Annotated in this window: 12 protein-coding genes and 1 pseudogene; 7 read left to right on the plus strand and 6 right to left on the minus strand. The window is 34.5% G+C overall.

Annotation, left to right across the window (positions count from 1 at the left end):
* The gene (locus V1503_RS20310) at positions 1–687 is read right to left on the minus strand and encodes a VC0807 family protein (protein WP_410628943.1); all 687 of its coding nucleotides are present in this window, start codon (positions 685–687) and stop codon (positions 1–3) included.
* Between the two features lie 158 nt (positions 688–845).
* Complete coding sequence (locus V1503_RS20315; RefSeq protein ID WP_410628944.1) at positions 846–1,508, minus strand: pentapeptide repeat-containing protein; 663 nt, start codon at positions 1,506–1,508, stop codon at positions 846–848.
* A gap of 327 nt (positions 1,509–1,835) precedes the next feature.
* Between V1503_RS20315 and V1503_RS20320 the strand changes: the two genes are divergently transcribed.
* From V1503_RS20320 to V1503_RS20345, 6 genes are all read left to right on the plus strand, one after another.
* Positions 1,836–2,321, plus strand: coding sequence for a hypothetical protein (locus V1503_RS20320; RefSeq protein WP_410628945.1), 486 nt, complete (start codon positions 1,836–1,838; stop codon positions 2,319–2,321).
* Between the two features lie 485 nt (positions 2,322–2,806).
* The gene (locus tag V1503_RS20325; RefSeq protein ID WP_410628946.1) at positions 2,807–4,795 is read left to right on the plus strand and encodes an IucA/IucC family protein; all 1,989 of its coding nucleotides are present in this window, start codon (positions 2,807–2,809) and stop codon (positions 4,793–4,795) included.
* On the plus strand, positions 4,788–6,908 hold the full coding sequence (locus tag V1503_RS20330) for an IucA/IucC family protein (protein WP_410628947.1): 2,121 nt from the start codon (positions 4,788–4,790) through the stop codon (positions 6,906–6,908). Before V1503_RS20325 ends, V1503_RS20330 begins: the two co-directional genes overlap by 8 nt.
* Positions 6,896–8,122, plus strand: coding sequence for an MFS transporter (locus tag V1503_RS20335; RefSeq protein WP_410628948.1), 1,227 nt, complete (start codon positions 6,896–6,898; stop codon positions 8,120–8,122). Before V1503_RS20330 ends, V1503_RS20335 begins: the two co-directional genes overlap by 13 nt.
* Positions 8,123–8,198: 76 nt before the next feature.
* Positions 8,199–9,404, plus strand: coding sequence for a type III PLP-dependent enzyme (locus V1503_RS20340; protein WP_410628949.1), 1,206 nt, complete (start codon positions 8,199–8,201; stop codon positions 9,402–9,404).
* Positions 9,405–10,055: 651 nt separating this feature from the next.
* Positions 10,056–10,844 carry a nitroreductase family protein gene (locus V1503_RS20345; protein WP_320259742.1) on the plus strand — a complete coding sequence of 263 codons (789 nt, stop codon included), beginning with the start codon at positions 10,056–10,058 and terminating at the stop codon, positions 10,842–10,844.
* Positions 10,845–11,111: 267 nt separating this feature from the next.
* Here V1503_RS20345 and V1503_RS20350 read toward each other — a convergent pair whose 3' ends face one another.
* Positions 11,112–11,798: a hypothetical protein gene (locus V1503_RS20350; protein WP_410628950.1), complete on the minus strand. Its 687-nt coding sequence runs from the start codon at positions 11,796–11,798 to the stop codon at positions 11,112–11,114.
* Positions 11,799–12,089: 291 nt separating this feature from the next.
* On the opposite strand from V1503_RS20350, the gene V1503_RS20355 reads away from it, so the two are divergent.
* Positions 12,090–12,650 carry a TetR/AcrR family transcriptional regulator gene (locus tag V1503_RS20355; RefSeq protein ID WP_320259740.1) on the plus strand — a complete coding sequence of 187 codons (561 nt, stop codon included), beginning with the start codon at positions 12,090–12,092 and terminating at the stop codon, positions 12,648–12,650.
* Positions 12,651–12,926: 276 nt separating this feature from the next.
* Here V1503_RS20355 and V1503_RS20360 read toward each other — a convergent pair whose 3' ends face one another.
* The 3 genes and pseudogenes from V1503_RS20360 to V1503_RS20370 form a co-directional block, all read right to left on the minus strand.
* The gene (locus V1503_RS20360; protein WP_410629480.1) at positions 12,927–13,304 is read right to left on the minus strand and encodes a recombinase family protein; all 378 of its coding nucleotides are present in this window, start codon (positions 13,302–13,304) and stop codon (positions 12,927–12,929) included.
* 30 nt (positions 13,305–13,334) lie between these two features.
* Positions 13,335–13,546: pseudogene (locus V1503_RS20365) on the minus strand (recombinase family protein); the annotation flags it as partial.
* A 663-nt stretch (positions 13,547–14,209) separates the two neighbouring features.
* Positions 14,210–15,247, minus strand: coding sequence for a YVTN family beta-propeller repeat protein (locus V1503_RS20370; protein ID WP_410628951.1), 1,038 nt, complete (start codon positions 15,245–15,247; stop codon positions 14,210–14,212).
* Between the last annotated feature and the right edge of the window lie 135 nt (positions 15,248–15,382).

Genomic DNA, 15,382 nt, shown 5'->3' on the forward strand with positions numbered 1-15,382 from the left:
CTATTTTTTGTTTATCTGTGAATTTAGTTCTACGTCGTCATTATCTCGATCCTTGTCGAAGTTAAATACTGTTGCGAGCTCTGGAGTGTCACTAATGAGCTTTGCAATATATATAAATCCAACAGCAGAAACCCCGGTCATAATCCAGCTGAATGCTTGTCGTAAAAGGATTCCTTTATCGAAAGCATCTACTCCGTACTCATTGATAAGCCATGTTTTAATTATTGCCAATACGATACTTCTTACAGCAAATACAATCGTAATCAATTGGAATACAATGAGAAATTTTCTTTGGAAAAATATCTTTTTACTTAGTTTTTTGTCTATTCCTTGTAACTCAAAAATATCTAACGCAAAGTATAGTGTAAGTGGTTTATTCGTTAATACAGTTGCTAAATAAAAAGCTGCCATAGCATAAGCAAAAAATACTTGATTCCATAATAGTTGCAAAGCAGAACCTGCTAAAACTTCAATGAGCGTCCCAATTACTAGTGTAGCAAGCATATAAATTCCAAAGACATTAACTTTCTTAAGTTGAAAAAATCTGTATAGGCTATAAATGATTCCTGGTACAGACGAAAGAAGCATAGCATAATAATCTCCTATATAATCTCTACCAAGATTCCATACTACTAATGGGAATACGACATAAAATATGATATCAAAAATGACTACATTATTTTTCAATAGAAAAACAGCCCCCTTGTTTAATTGACAGGAATAACAATTAAATATAACGCTTTGGTAATATGAAATAGAGAGTAGTTGTGCACTTGTAAGTAATTAAGCTTTCTCGGAACGTTCGCTTGTAACAAAAAATTGATATTTTATAATCGAATAAAGACTTACTCATGCGGCTGTTTAACGACTAAGCCGAGAATTTTAGCAAATCCAATGGCTTGCTCTTGAGAAATAATACAGCCTTCTAATTGTTCAACCGACACAGTTAAATTCTCGAAAGAACAGCTACTTAAATCAATTCCTTTTAAGCTTGTACCTGCTAGATTTGCTTGGTGCATATGGCATCTGTTAAATTCAATGCTTTTGAACTTTGACTCATAAAAATCTGCGTGACTTAATGAACACGAGTTAAAATGAACACTTTTTTGATCGGAGAACCCAAAAGATGCATAATTTGCAAAGCAATCGTTAAAAGTAACATTTCGTAAAGCAGCTCCTGACAGGTTCATACCTAATAGTTTGGAATCTGTCACCTTTACCCTATGAATAATACCATTGCTAAAATCAACATTAGATAAATCACATTTGTCAAAAATAACATCGGTCAGTTCAATATTTCTAAATGATATATTAGTAAATATAACATTTTTAAATAGTATTTTTTCGAAGGAAATTCTTTCAATACTTTTATTTGAAATTTCACAATCGTAAATTGAACCGTTGTTGAAATATTGATCAACTTCTAGTTGGTTATTAATGTCTAGTTGTGGTAAATTGTCTGGGACTTTTGGTAACTGCAACATAGTTTTCTTTTTCTTATTATTCATAGCATACACCCACTTTAAATACAGGCTGTTTTCGCATTGATTGTTGCTTTTCGTACTAAGAACTAAATACGTATAAACCAGGTGTTCATGGCGTATTTTTCCATTTATAATGAGGTCCATCGCCATAAAATTATTAATTGCTTTTCATAGTGAGTCTTGATAGCAACAAAAGTTTACAAAAAGAGCCTAAATATAGCATTCAACTTACAAACTAGTTAAATATTATCAAATTTGTGATGATGGTGTCTAGTTCAAAAGATTCGAAAATTATTGAACTCATAATTCTAAAATTATAGAATTTATATATATCCTTTTGGGGTGATGAAAGTGAAAGTATTAAACACATCAACTGTAACAAGAGAATCTTATGCTGTTAAATTTGACTTTTCGTTATTGTGGGAGAGTGCCCTCGGCATAGTAGCAATAACATATACGGAGAGGTTAAATACATTAGACCAACCACAAATTTATTGGGACAATATCTTCGACTCTATTACAGGTGAACTATCAAAAGAATTAGATCTTGTACAAAAAGAAAATACATGGAAAGCTCTTCTACAATTACTGCACGAATCAAATTCACAATCGATTAGTGATTTCACTAACTTTGTTTTGAATGTTGAGGATGAACAATTACGTTTTTACTGTTTACCATATATGGGTAATAATTATGAGCAGCTAAGAACAGCGGCAGCAAAAGGTGATCAAATAGCAATACAGCAATCAATAGAAATAACAAGTGGGCATAAATTCTTTCCACGTTATATAAAATTCATTGCAACTCATCTGCTAGCAATAAAAAATCGAGCTTAGATAAGTTTTGTCAGTAGTTCATGAACAAATATAGTAAGATCGGACTAGCATGACATATTAATAGATTGTATAGATTAATAAAAAAATATAGTGAAATGATGTATGCCAGAAGCATAAGTTATCAGAATTAATAGCTGAGTGAGTATCTCTCCTCAGCTTTTTTGTTTGCAAATTTTTATTTATTGAACGATAATAACCTATTTTGTGAATCCTAGAGTGTCCTATGTAAAGTATTGGGGATCTGTTCTTTTCTGTTAATAACTAATTAAATATCTTCGTATGTTATAAATAAGCAACGCACGGTAAAGCACATATATATTGTTGTTAATTAGTTTTATCAATGGAATGGGTAAATAGGAAAATATATACTTGACGATGATAATCATTATCAAGTATGATATAACTCGTAAGTTTAATGATAATGATTATCATTATTATTGATAAGTGAGGTTATTAAAATTTATGAATATAAAGGATGGGTTGAAATGAACGGGATGCATACAAATACAACTACGATGTTATCTCAAACACTATTCGATAACGAAGAACAAAAAGCTCTATCATACATTAAGACGGAAAAACCTGAATTACTTGATACATATATAAATAATATTCATGCAGGTAGAAGAGGTATTTTTCAACGTTTGTTTCAATCCCTTGTTCGGGAGAGAATCATTAGTGAGGAAAGAATTACGTGGCTTGAAGGTAAGCAGTTGACTATTCGTGTAAGATTGTCTGATGATCAGTGGCTTCAGGCTGGTGTGAAGAAAATACATTCTCTTGGTCGATTTGATTTAGCAGGAGATATGATGCTTTGTAGTCATAAGAATTCTCATAAACTTTCCCATCCTGCTGAACTTCTAGATTTATTAAAAAATGATGGTTTGTTTGCAGGTATTGATGAAAAGCAGTATGAAAGGTTTAAGCTAGAAATTCAAAACGGAGTTGCAAATTTAGCGCTAGCATTAACCGGTGCAGCCAGAAGAAAACAAGATTTTCCTGAATATATAAAAACATCCATGGAATGGGTAATCAAGCAGCGACAAAAAAGTGCAAACTTTAGTCCACTTGCTTTTTTTGAACAGTGGGTTGTTGAAGGACATACGTTACATCCAGGTGCAAAGACTAAGCTAGGTCTAGAAGTTGGAGATGTAATTCATTATTCACCAGAATGGGGTGCTTCTCCAAAAGTTGTAATTGTTGCCGTTTCTAAAGAGTACTGTCAAACAACTTCTGTTAATGATTTAACGGTAACAGATTATTTGTATGAAGAGTACACAGGATTAAAAGAAATAGTTGGAGACTACTTAATAAAAAATGGGCTTAATCCTGACCAGTTCGACTTAGTGCTAGTTCACCCATGGCAATTTGAGCATACTATTGGTGACTTGTACAAAGATGAACTTGAGCAGCAGCACATCATACCTATCCCGGGATTTTCAATACCAACACAGTCATTAATATCCTTTCGTTCCTTAGCACCGATTCAGCGTTGGGGACAGCAAAAACATCATATAAAAACAGCTGTTAATGTACAAACAACTAGTGCAGTACGAACTGTTTCACCAAATTCAGTTGAGAATGGACCAATGTTATCAAAACTATTTGCTGTCATCCAACAGAGAGAAAATCATTTTGACAATAGTTTTATCATTCTTCAAGAACGAGCGGGTAGCTATTTTCAACCACTTAATCAACAATTATCAAATGATGAAAGATGGACATATCAAGCAAACCTAGCTTGTATTTTAAGGGAAAATCCAGAGAACTATGTTAGTTGCGAAGAGGAAATTGCAATGCCTGCAGCTACCTTATTAGCACAGTCACCAATTAGTGACAAAAAAATTGTGATTGAATTAATAGAAGAATTGGCAGATCGATTCCAAACATCAAATAATCAAGAGGCTGCGTCATTATTTATATCTAAATATGCCCAAGTGTCATTAAGAGGCTTTTTGACTTTAATGGTTAGGTATGGAATCAGTTTGGAAGGGCATATGCAAAATAGCGTCTCCGTTTTTCGTAATGGCGAGCTCGTAAAAATGATTGTAAGAGACTTTGGTGGCATAAGAGTGCTACCCGAAAGGCTAGAGAAACAAGGACTTCAAGCAACGTTTTATCCTAATTCATCCATCGTGACTAATGATGTTACCCAGTTAAGAAATATTATATCTTATTCAGTAATGCAAAATCATATAGCTGAATTAATTGCGTGCATCGTACGTGAATTAGATGTTGAAGAAGCAAAATTGTGGAAGCAAGTCAATGAAGCCTGCAGTACTATCTTTAGTAAATTGAAGGTAGATACTGATATTAACAGCGTGGCTAATGAGGATGAGGTAGCGGTAATTCAACCAATGATCGATCTAAAGGGGCTCACTACGATGAGGTTACAAGGAGATATTACATCTTATTCCTATAAGAAAGTGCCCAATCCTATGGCGAAATGGAAAGGGGAGAATAATTGTGAGTAACATTAATGTCCATACTATTGAATCGGATACACTAAGCAATTCATTTAGAAGTTTAAGAAAAGGTGAGTTACTTAGAGATGAACAGGCCGTTGCAGCATTTTTAGAAGATCATTACCCTCATTTAAAGTCAAGGTTTGCAAGTTCCTTAGTAAAAGGACGCCAAGGAATTTTAAATAGATTAGTAGCATCCATGTTACGTGAAGATATTCTAGGGTTGAATTCAAATTCGTATGACTTATATGTCAAAGAAGGTATACATGTATTAAATGTTCCTGCTATAAATAACGAATGGCAAAAAATCATCGAAGCTTTACATACATTTGGAATAGAAGGTAACAAGGTTTATAAATTATACCATTTATACAGCAATGATTATCTTGTTATGCCAGTAAGCACAACATATGCATTTAACAGAGTAGAAGTGGATGGGCGCATATTACATTTGTCTAATGGAGTGGTTCGAGTCATTGAACAATCAGTTCAATTCCTTCATCTAATGAAGGATAAAGATGCAGCATTTTACAAAAAATCAAGTGGTTGGTTGAAGCTTGCTGATGAATTAACGAATGGTTCAGCAAATTTAACGATGTCATATGCATACTGGGAGCAGAAGAAACAAACGTTACAACAAAAAGCTAGTGAACTTGGAATAACTAACATTGTGGACTGGGTACGCTTGCAAAAAAAACAAGATCCCACATTTAATTCGAGTTTATTTTTCGAACAATTATGTGTGGAAGGTCATAATTTACACCCTGGTACAAAGACGAAAATGGGCTTAAATCCAACTGAAGTGTTTCATTACGCCCCAGAATTTGATGGAGTACCAGATATTCAATTTGTCGCAGTGAGGAAAGATTATGCAGAATGGTCTACACTTGATCATAATAAAGATCCCAATGCCTTCCTCTTCAATGCATATCCTAAGTTACAAGTGACAGCTGAAAAACAATTTACGCAACAAGGGCTTGATATATGTGATTATGTCATAATACCAGTTCACCCTTGGCAGCTTAAAAGAGCTATTCCTGTTATTTATAATGAGGAAATTAAAAATAAGGCTGTTGTTCCTATTAGTAGTATCAAAATACCTTGCGGAGCTACATCGTCGTTTAGAACAGTCGTACCATTTACAAACAACTGTGCCATAAAGGTAGCTATAAACAGCCAAATGACATCTACTGTTCGCTCAATTTCAGCAAATACGACTAACAACGCTACTGTTTTTACTAAGCTGATGCGTCAAATTATGATGAATGAACATGATATATTAGCAACATTTGTCCCTGTATGTGAATGCGCAGGCTTTAATTTTAAAATGAAAGAATTTACAGCGAACAAAGATACTCGTAATTTAAAAAGCAGAAATCTTTCTGCTTTGTTTCGAGAAAATGTTGAAAACTTTATTGCTGAAGGAGAAGTCGCAATAGTGAGTAGCTCATTGTTTGCTGAATCTCCAATAACGGAGCAACCAATCTTTGTAGATTTGATTGAAAAATATATGGAGAATAGAACGATTTCGTCTCTAAAAAATGCTGCATTCCAATTCTTTGAAGATTATTTACAAACTTCACTACCTGGTTACCTTACTATGATGGTCAAATATGGGATTGGGTTAGAAGGTCATTTACAAAATAGTGTAATGGTATTTAATAACGGCCGCCCAATACGAATGCTGTTCCGTGATTGGGGGGGAGCTAGAATATATAGGGAGCGTCTTGAAGAACAAGGATTTCATGCAGATTTTTATCCTGGTTCAATGACATTAACGGATAATGTTAAGGACATGCACAATAAAGTATTTTATACCGTTATACAAAATCATTGTGGTGAACTAATTTTGCAATTTTGTAAACATTTCGAATTTAAAGAGGTAGAGCTTTGGAAGGTCATATATGAAATTTGTGATAATGTATTTACCCAGCTTGAAACAAAAGAGCAATATACGGAAAATGTTCGGATCGACAAGACGGCACTTTATCAAAGGAATGTAGATCATAAGGCGCTTACTAGAATGCGTTTACAACCAGAAAGTAATGAATATGCCTATGTGTCTGTAGCGAATCCACTTCATCAATTTACTATGCAGGACAAAGTGCAATGGCACAAGTAGAAGTACAATTAGAGCAACAAGAATCAAGGTTTGCGTTACGATCAAAAACATTCAGCATCTTTATGGGTGGTAGTTTAGTCACACGTGTAGGAGATTGGATGGATTTAGTTGTATTAAACTGGGCGGTGTTACAATTTACTAACTCACCGCTCCAGCTTGCGATCATCAATGCATGTCGGCTAGTACCAACCTTTATTTTTAGCATACCGGGTGGCATATTGGCGGATCGCTATGATCGTCGAAAACTATTAATATTATTGCAAAGTGGAATGATGCTATTAACCGTTTGGATTGGTTTTCTAGTAGAAGGTGGGCAGTCTTATAAACTATTTATACTAATTGTAACAGCAAGAGCTATATTAGCAGCAATGGAGCCTCCTATTCGTCAAGCATTATTACCTGAACTAGTACCAACAAGCTCCATGGCAAGTGCAATAGCGATTAATACAACGATTATTCATTTAGCTCGTATTATTGGCCCAGCTATTGCAGGGGTGTTGCTTGCAGTGCTTAATACTGCGAATCTATTTTATTTAAATGCCCTATGTATGTTAGGTGTCATTTTGTCATTATTAATGATTCGTTATCAATCATTTTCAGAGGTGAATAGGAAAGAAAAACATCCTACATCAATTGCTGACGCAATAGCATTTGTAAAAACAACTCCAACGGTACAGTCATTACTCATATTAGCAGTTGTACCAATGTTATTTGGCTTCCCTTATACGACGATGATGCCACTATTTGTTAAAGACCTATATAAGTTAGGACCTGGTAGTTTTGGAATGTTGTTAGCGATCTCTTCAATTGGTGCATTAGTTGGATCTTGCTGGATATCTATTGGAAGAGAACTAAACAATATAGGGAAATGGTTAATTTATTCTATCATTGCGTTCGGAGGATCATTGCTTTTATTTGTTGTTACTTCTAATATATTCATTGCTAGTATCGCTATGTTCCTTGTTGGTTTAACGAGTCAGGTTTACCGAACAATGAGTAGAATTACTATACAAATGAAAGTTCCAAATCGACTGCGTGGGCGAATTTTAAGCATTGCCTTAATGGATAGAGGGTTTATACCGTTAGGAGCTCTAGTAATTGGAATGATTGCTACTTGGGCTGGAACGATGTGGGCAGGAGTCGTCATGGGCTTAGGCTGTATTGTTTCTACTATTATTGTTGTTACGTATAGAAGACAAATCTATTATTTGTAGAGAGTGTTTATAGAGCCAGCTTTTTGTCCTCTTTTCTAAACGCTCTTATAATATCATTATGGGAGAGAATGAAAGAATGATTAAAAACATTGTGAAGTCTCTTAAGTCAGAACGTGAAAAACCCTTTTGTGCTTATGTATATGATTTAGGTCATTTACGTACTCATGCGAAACAGTTAGTGGCAACACTTCCTTCAGCGTGTCAATTATTTTATGCGATTAAGGCTAATTCAGATGAAACACTATTGAAAACTCTAGCGCCAATTGTTCCTGGCTTTGAAGTAGCCTCATTAGGAGAGATCGAAAAAGTACGAGCAATTGATAAAGACATTCCGATCTTATTCGGTGGCCCCGCAAAAACAAGAGAAGAGCTGGAAGGTGCCATTTTTTATGGTGCGTCCTTGTTTCATGTTGAAAGTTTTCATGAATTACAATTGTTAAATTATATCGCTGAAGAAAGAGCAATAACTGTGTCAATATTACTACGAGTTAATTTGAGAAGTTCGGTTCCTAATGCTCAATTAAAGATGTCTGGTGTCCCTACACAATTTGGCATAGATGAAGATGACATCCCAAACGCAGTTAACCAAGCAAAAAATTTATCGAATATAGAGCTTCTCGGTTTTCATTTTCATGCAATGTCGAATAATTTTGACTCCAAAGCTCATGCGGACTTTGTAGATCATTGTTTTAACAAAGTGAAAAAATGGGAGTCAATGTGTGAAATGGACAGTAAATATATAAATGTTGGTGGTGGTATAGGGGTAAATTACAAAGAAGTAGAACAGCAATTTGATTGGGGGGATTTTACAACTCGGCTACAAGGTGTGTTAACAAAACAGAATGATTCTAATAGAAAAGTGTTGTTTGAATGTGGAAGATACATTACTTCATCATGTGGTTACTATGCAGTTGAGGTGCTAGATATCAAACAAAATCACAATCATCATTTCTGTGTCGTACGAGGAGGGAGTCATCACTTTAGGTTACCAGCTGCTTGGAAACAAAGTCATCCTTTTACTATCATCCCAATAGATCAATGGGCATATCCATTTAGACGTCCAGAATTAAATGATGGTGTTATAACAGTAGCAGGGGAGCTTTGTACTCCTAATGACATTCTAGCAAAACAAGTATATGTGTCAAAGCTTAGAGTTGGCGATATACTTCTGTTTAGTTATACAGGTGCATATGGCTGGTCAATCTCACATCATGATTTTCTTAGCCATCCTCATCCAGAGCATATTTATCTTCAAGCCGAAACGAACGAAATAAAGGGCTAATTGTTATAGGTGAATTACCAGATGATAAAGTGCATCTTGTTTACGTGTAGCAAAGCATCATAAAGTTGTGAGAAAAATGGACAGTCATTTCACACCTTAATCCATAGTTAATGGAATAAGATTTAACAATCTGTAGAGATACTGTCCTCAGAAAATAATTGGTTCCCTTTGCATATTGCACTGAAGGTTTTGTTAGATTGCGCTATGGGCATAATTACTTTCAAGATAAATGAGGAAATGAAAAAAAATACATAATAAGAGTAGCTTATGTTCAAAATGTCAGAAACATATAATAGCAATTGCTTAAACGAGTGATAGTAGTTATTTTCTTCGAGTGGAGATAAAGAGAATAATGAGATACACGTGGCATGTTTTACAAGAGAAGCTATGACAATGGAAGTTGAAGTTGGTCAATCTATTAGGATTGGTACGTATTATTCTAATTTCCAAATGAAATTTAATACTATGTAGATTATTATTATTCACATGTTGAGATTGAAATTCGCTATAAAGAAGCTATAGTTTGATTACATAACCTCGGAATATGTAGAATATTATTGAAAATTTGTTTTTTTTGGTGGAAGGCATATATAATAGGAAAGAGTTTAGTAGAAAGAGCAAAAGTAAAAAAGTCTAAGTTGTCATGAGGGAGTGATCTTTTTGGAGTTAAATGACGTTATTCATGGGCACAGATCCATAAGAGAATATGAAGATAAGGAAGTCAGTCAAGAATTATTAGAAAAAATATTAGATGCGGGTATTCGTGCATCTTCTAGTGGCAATATGCAACCTTACTCGATCATCGTTACAAAAGATAAAGAGCTTAAGAAAAAATTATATAGTGCACATATGGATCAATCCATGGTTGTGGATGCGCCCATCCTTTTAACATTCTGTGCAGATTTTAATCGCATGAGGAAGTGGTTGACGCTTAATGATGCACCTGTACATTTTGATAATTTCATGAGCTTTATGATCGGTGCGATTGATGCAACGTTGGTAGCGCAAAACTGTGCTTTAGCAGCAGAAGATGCAGGGTTAGGAATTTGTTATATGGGCTCAACTTTAGCTAATTGCGATCAAATTGGTAAACTATTAAACTTACCACCAAACGTAGTACCTGTTGTTGGGTATTCATTAGGCTACCCGGCAGAAAACCCTGCTCCACGTGATAGACTACCAAAGCAAGGGCTTGTTCATTATGAAAAGTATCAAGATTATTCAAATGATGATATTTTGGATATTTATAAAGAGAGAGATGAAAAGGGTTGGAAGCGTTATATGGATAACCCTAAGCTTAAGGAAATGACAGAACAATTGGGATTAAAAAACCTTGCTGAAGTCTATACCATTGCGAAATATACGCAAGAATCCCATCATGAATTTTCACAAACCGTGCTTAATTACTTAGAAAGTCAGAATTTCATGAAGAATGGTTGATTTATTTTGCCATTGTTAAAAGTTATAAAAAATTGTGTGCCTGCCCTAGTATGTTACTATGTTAATATTCTTAGGGGCAGGCACCTTTTTAATTAGTTGAATTAATAACTCTAAGAAGGGTTCAGCAAACAACAGCAGATGAGTGTCAGTTTGACGACTTTTAAAAATTTTATGAGATATTAGCATATTATAAAGGTATTGGATATTTTCTAGCAACGTAAAGAGATTTATATAAATTATCCTCTAATTAAGTTTTTCTGGTGTTCATTATTGTACTTCACTAAATGGTTGGTCTGCGTATGATGGAGCACAACTATGCCGACGATTGATGAAGTATATGGCTTTTTCATTCCACATAACTTCGTGACCGAACACGTTTTTTCCAAGGCTATCATCGGTTATTTGACAATTCATTTGGTATATACCTTCTGCTTCATTTGGAGCCCAAGGTATGCGATAATATTTGCCTTTTTTATTACGTGTCCATAAGTTGTTTATCAGTGTCTTATCAAACTCTGTATTTTCTGACGGTTCATTTAACTCTACAGTGAAGCCATTTTTTCTTGATGTCACAATTACATTGGCATTCTCACCATTTTTATTAAGAGAGATGTCTCCAATATCTGTATTATAGTTGTCTGACATTGATAAGGCCGGAAGCATAGAGAGTGTTGTTTGCGCTTTGACAGCCAAATAGTCACCATTTCCCTTATCTAATAACCACGCTGCTTCTGGATATTTGATGTTTACTAATGGTATATTCCACGGTTTCATATTCTCTATTTTAACGACCATTAAAGCACAACCCACTCTATTGTCTTCAACTTGTTGAAACGAAAAATCCCTGCCCGCTAACTCTATGGCTTTGTCTTTTGGTAAACTTCCCTTTAGAAAAAAACCATTTGTTTCTAATCCTTGATAGGCATATTTACTGCTGTCTTTTAATTTACTCATTTTATCTCCTCCTGAAATATTGTGCGATATATCGCAATTCGATATATTATGCAAAAACATATAGAAATTTCAAATATTACACGCAATTTTTACTTACCATGTATTTTTCATTAATAAATTTATTGTTTTGAAGCTTGATAGAATCGCTATTTACAGAATTGAAACGTTAAAAGTATACACATTTGTGTAATATCTTGATTTGAAGTATAATAATGAAAAATTGTTTGGTCAATAGAATGTTAAAAATATACACATACCCTATAAAGATGTGTATTATATGAGGAGTTTGATATGAAAGAGACTAAGAATGAATTATCTAAACGATCTCAGCGATTAATTAGAGAAGCGCTAATCGAACTTTTGAAGGAAAAAAGTTATAAGAGTATTACCATTAAAGACATAGTACAGCGAGCTGAATTGGCAAGAAAAACTTTTTATTTAAACTATGAATCAAAAGAAGAAGTAATTAGTCATCATATTGCATTACTTTATGAAAAACAACTTAACCCTTTCAACGATGATATAGATCCTATCAATTACATTATGGACACATATCTCCGTATTTGGAATGAAAATATAGACTTGATTATAATGCTAAAAAATCAAGAATTATCAGGTCTACTACGAATCTTAGAAAAAGAAATTGAAGATGTTGGCCATAAAATGCATTGCAAGGCATTCATGAACCTAAGTGAGTCAGCACATTACTATGCACCTTCATATTATGCAGGTGCTATGTTAAGTATTTTGGATAAATGGGTTGATACCGGAATGAAGGAAGATATTGAAACGATTAGAGAAGTTTTCTTTGAATTGATGAGATTTAGGTTACCAACTTCTTCTATACAATGATCTGACATATTCCATACGACATCGTACATACATATTAGACACCCATTTAGTTATGGTACACTGGACCGTACCACAAATAGAGGAAAAAAATGTAATGTGAAATTTTATCTTTTGAATCTGGGTTTGAAGGTGAATTTTCCTTTAAACAATTGGATTCAAGATACAATATGTGGATAAGTGTATACCTTGGCCACTGCTAGGACATCGAAGAATGCTACTTAAAAGGAACGGCTCGTTGGATTGTCGCTGCTTAAAAGACTTAATCTTTCTACGGGACTACACGATATTCCAAAGTTCGTCGGAGATAATGGCTTTGTGTTTCCCATTAACTAAAAGGGGATTCGTATTTCTTCCATGTCTTCTCTTTTTATCCCAGTTCTCAACTTGTAACCAGCGGATTTTACCATTGTAGATAGTATTATATAATATGGTTGCAGTGCTATTTATTGAGAAGTGTTTACTGCGTTTAGTCCGATAGCCTGCTTTGTTTAAATGATCAGCTATAGCCTTAAGACCCTTACCTTCTATATATAAGGTAAATATAAGTTGAACAATTTCTGCTTCTATAGGGTTAACAATAAGCTCTTTGTCTGTAGAATCATAACCGAAAACCACACCACCATTCCAGCTACCTTCTTTAGCTCGTTGAGTCATGCCCAGCTTGACGTTCTCCGAGAGAGTATTTCTTTCCATTTCTGCAATAGATGCCGTCAATTGGACGACAAGACGACCAATGGGACTGCCAGTATCAAAATTTTCTGAGTAGGAAAAAACTTTACATCAAACTCTTCAAATTTATCTAGTAGCACAAGAGTATCTAACATATTTCTTGAAAAACGTGATATTTTCCATCCCAGTACAGCTTGGAATTTGTCCTTTTCCACATCCAATATCATTCATTGCATTGCGGGTAGACTTTTAATATCTTTACCACTAATGCCCTCATCGACGTATTCTTCAGCGATCTGCCAGCCGTAAAGATGAACATATTGCCGTAAGGTTTACAATTGTGCAGAAATACTGTAGCCTTCACTTGCTTGTTCTTCTGTGCTGACAAGACAGTATATGGCAACATTTTTTATTTCAATCATTTAGAACCTCCATTAACTGTTATATCAGTATTGGTATTAATGGTGATGAAAAATACCTTATTGGGCAAGTGTAAATTAAATTGATGGTAGGATTGTATTGCATAGTAGACCATTACTACATAACAAATAATTTCATTTGTGAAATTATATACTTAAAGAAAAGAAATTTTATTTATTTGATTATTTCGCAAACAGGCCATATTGTTGAATAACAAGTAATTTTGATTAATAGTTTATTAGGTTAAATTGCTGGTGAATTTAACAGACTTAATTAGGGTGTTTCCATTATAGTAAAAAATGACAAAATCCCATCTTCGTTTATGAGGGGGATTTTAAAAGTTTTATAAGTAGGATAAGCAGCCAACACGGCATATAAGAATTAGCTAAGACCATGTAGATGAATTCGTGACTGATTTTTATTTATAAGACTTATTTTGTATTGTGGTTACTAAAAATTAATTAGATTGTTTATCTTAATTCTGCTACAAAAGCCAATTTTCCATCGGGCGTGAAAGCAATCCTTCCTAATTGGAGATCTATAGGGATAGTAGCAATCACACTATGAGTTTTCACATCGATGACTGTTATTTTAACATCATCTTCATTAGTAACATAAGCGATTTTCCCATCAGGTGTGAAGGCGACATCAAATGGAGTTTGCCCAACTTGAACAGTAGCAATGACGCTATGAGTTTTCACATCGATGACTGATACTGTGGCATTAAATGCATTAGTGACATAAGCGAGTTTCCCATCTGGCGTGAAGGTGACATCAAATGGTACTTGCTCAACCATAACAGTAGTAATGACGCTATGAGTTTTCACATCGATGACTGATACTGTGGCATTAAATGCATTAGTGACATAAGCGAGTTTCCCATCTGGCGTGAAGGCGACATTGAAAGGAGCTTGCCCAACCATAACAGTAGCAATGACACTATGAGTTTTCACATCAATCACAGATACTGTATTATCTGATTGGCTAGGAGATCCATTATTAGTGACATAAGCGATTTTTCCGTCTGGTGTAAAGGAGACATCAAATGGAGCTTGCCCAACCATAACAGTAGCAATGACACTATGAGTTTTCACATCGATGACTGTAACAGTATTACCTTGTTCAGAGGCATTATTAATCACGTAAGCGATTTTGCCATCAGGTGTGAAGGCGACAACATTTGGGTTGAGGCCAACCATAATAGTAGCAATGATGCTATGAGTTTTCACATCGATGACTGTAACAGTATTACCTTGTTCAGAGGCACTATTAATCACGTAAGCGAGTTTTCCATCAGGTGTGAAGGCGACATCAGATGGACCTTGCTCAATCAGAATAGTAGCAACCACTTTAAGAGTTTTCACATCAATAACTGAAACAATATCATCATCAAGATTTGTAACATAAGCCAGCTTACCATTTGGCGTGACAGAAACACCTGAAATGCCTGCTGGTAACAAAGTAACGATAACTCTATGAGTGCTCACATCAATAACAACAGTAGCCACCAAATCACCTCTTCAAAATTATTATTATTACCATAATATGAGGAGAGTTGTTGAACAATAATTAAAATTGGAATTTAGACTGATTACAATTAAAGATAATGAAGATTTTAAGAAACTCAAGAGTAATTTTGTTGT

This window comes from Nanhaiella sioensis, from assembly GCF_046557775.1.
Taxonomy (GTDB): domain Bacteria; phylum Bacillota; class Bacilli; order Bacillales; family SM2101; genus Nanhaiella; species Nanhaiella sioensis.

Excerpts from the sequence above, each read along its gene's own strand:
- V1503_RS20315 (WP_410628944.1), bottom strand. The coding sequence starts at position 1,508 with ATGAATAATAAGAAAAAGAAAACTATGTTGCAGTTACCAAAAGTCCCA.
- V1503_RS20325 (WP_410628946.1), top strand. The coding sequence starts at position 2,807 with ATGAACGGGATGCATACAAATACAACTACGATGTTATCTCAAACACTA.
- V1503_RS20335 (WP_410628948.1), top strand. The coding sequence starts at position 6,896 with ATGGCACAAGTAGAAGTACAATTAGAGCAACAAGAATCAAGGTTTGCG.
- V1503_RS20340 (WP_410628949.1), top strand. The coding sequence starts at position 8,199 with ATGATTAAAAACATTGTGAAGTCTCTTAAGTCAGAACGTGAAAAACCC.
- V1503_RS20350 (WP_410628950.1), bottom strand. The coding sequence starts at position 11,798 with ATGAGTAAATTAAAAGACAGCAGTAAATATGCCTATCAAGGATTAGAA.
- V1503_RS20355 (WP_320259740.1), top strand. The coding sequence starts at position 12,090 with ATGAAAGAGACTAAGAATGAATTATCTAAACGATCTCAGCGATTAATT.
- V1503_RS20360 (WP_410629480.1), bottom strand. The coding sequence starts at position 13,304 with ATGACTCAACGAGCTAAAGAAGGTAGCTGGAATGGTGGTGTGGTTTTC.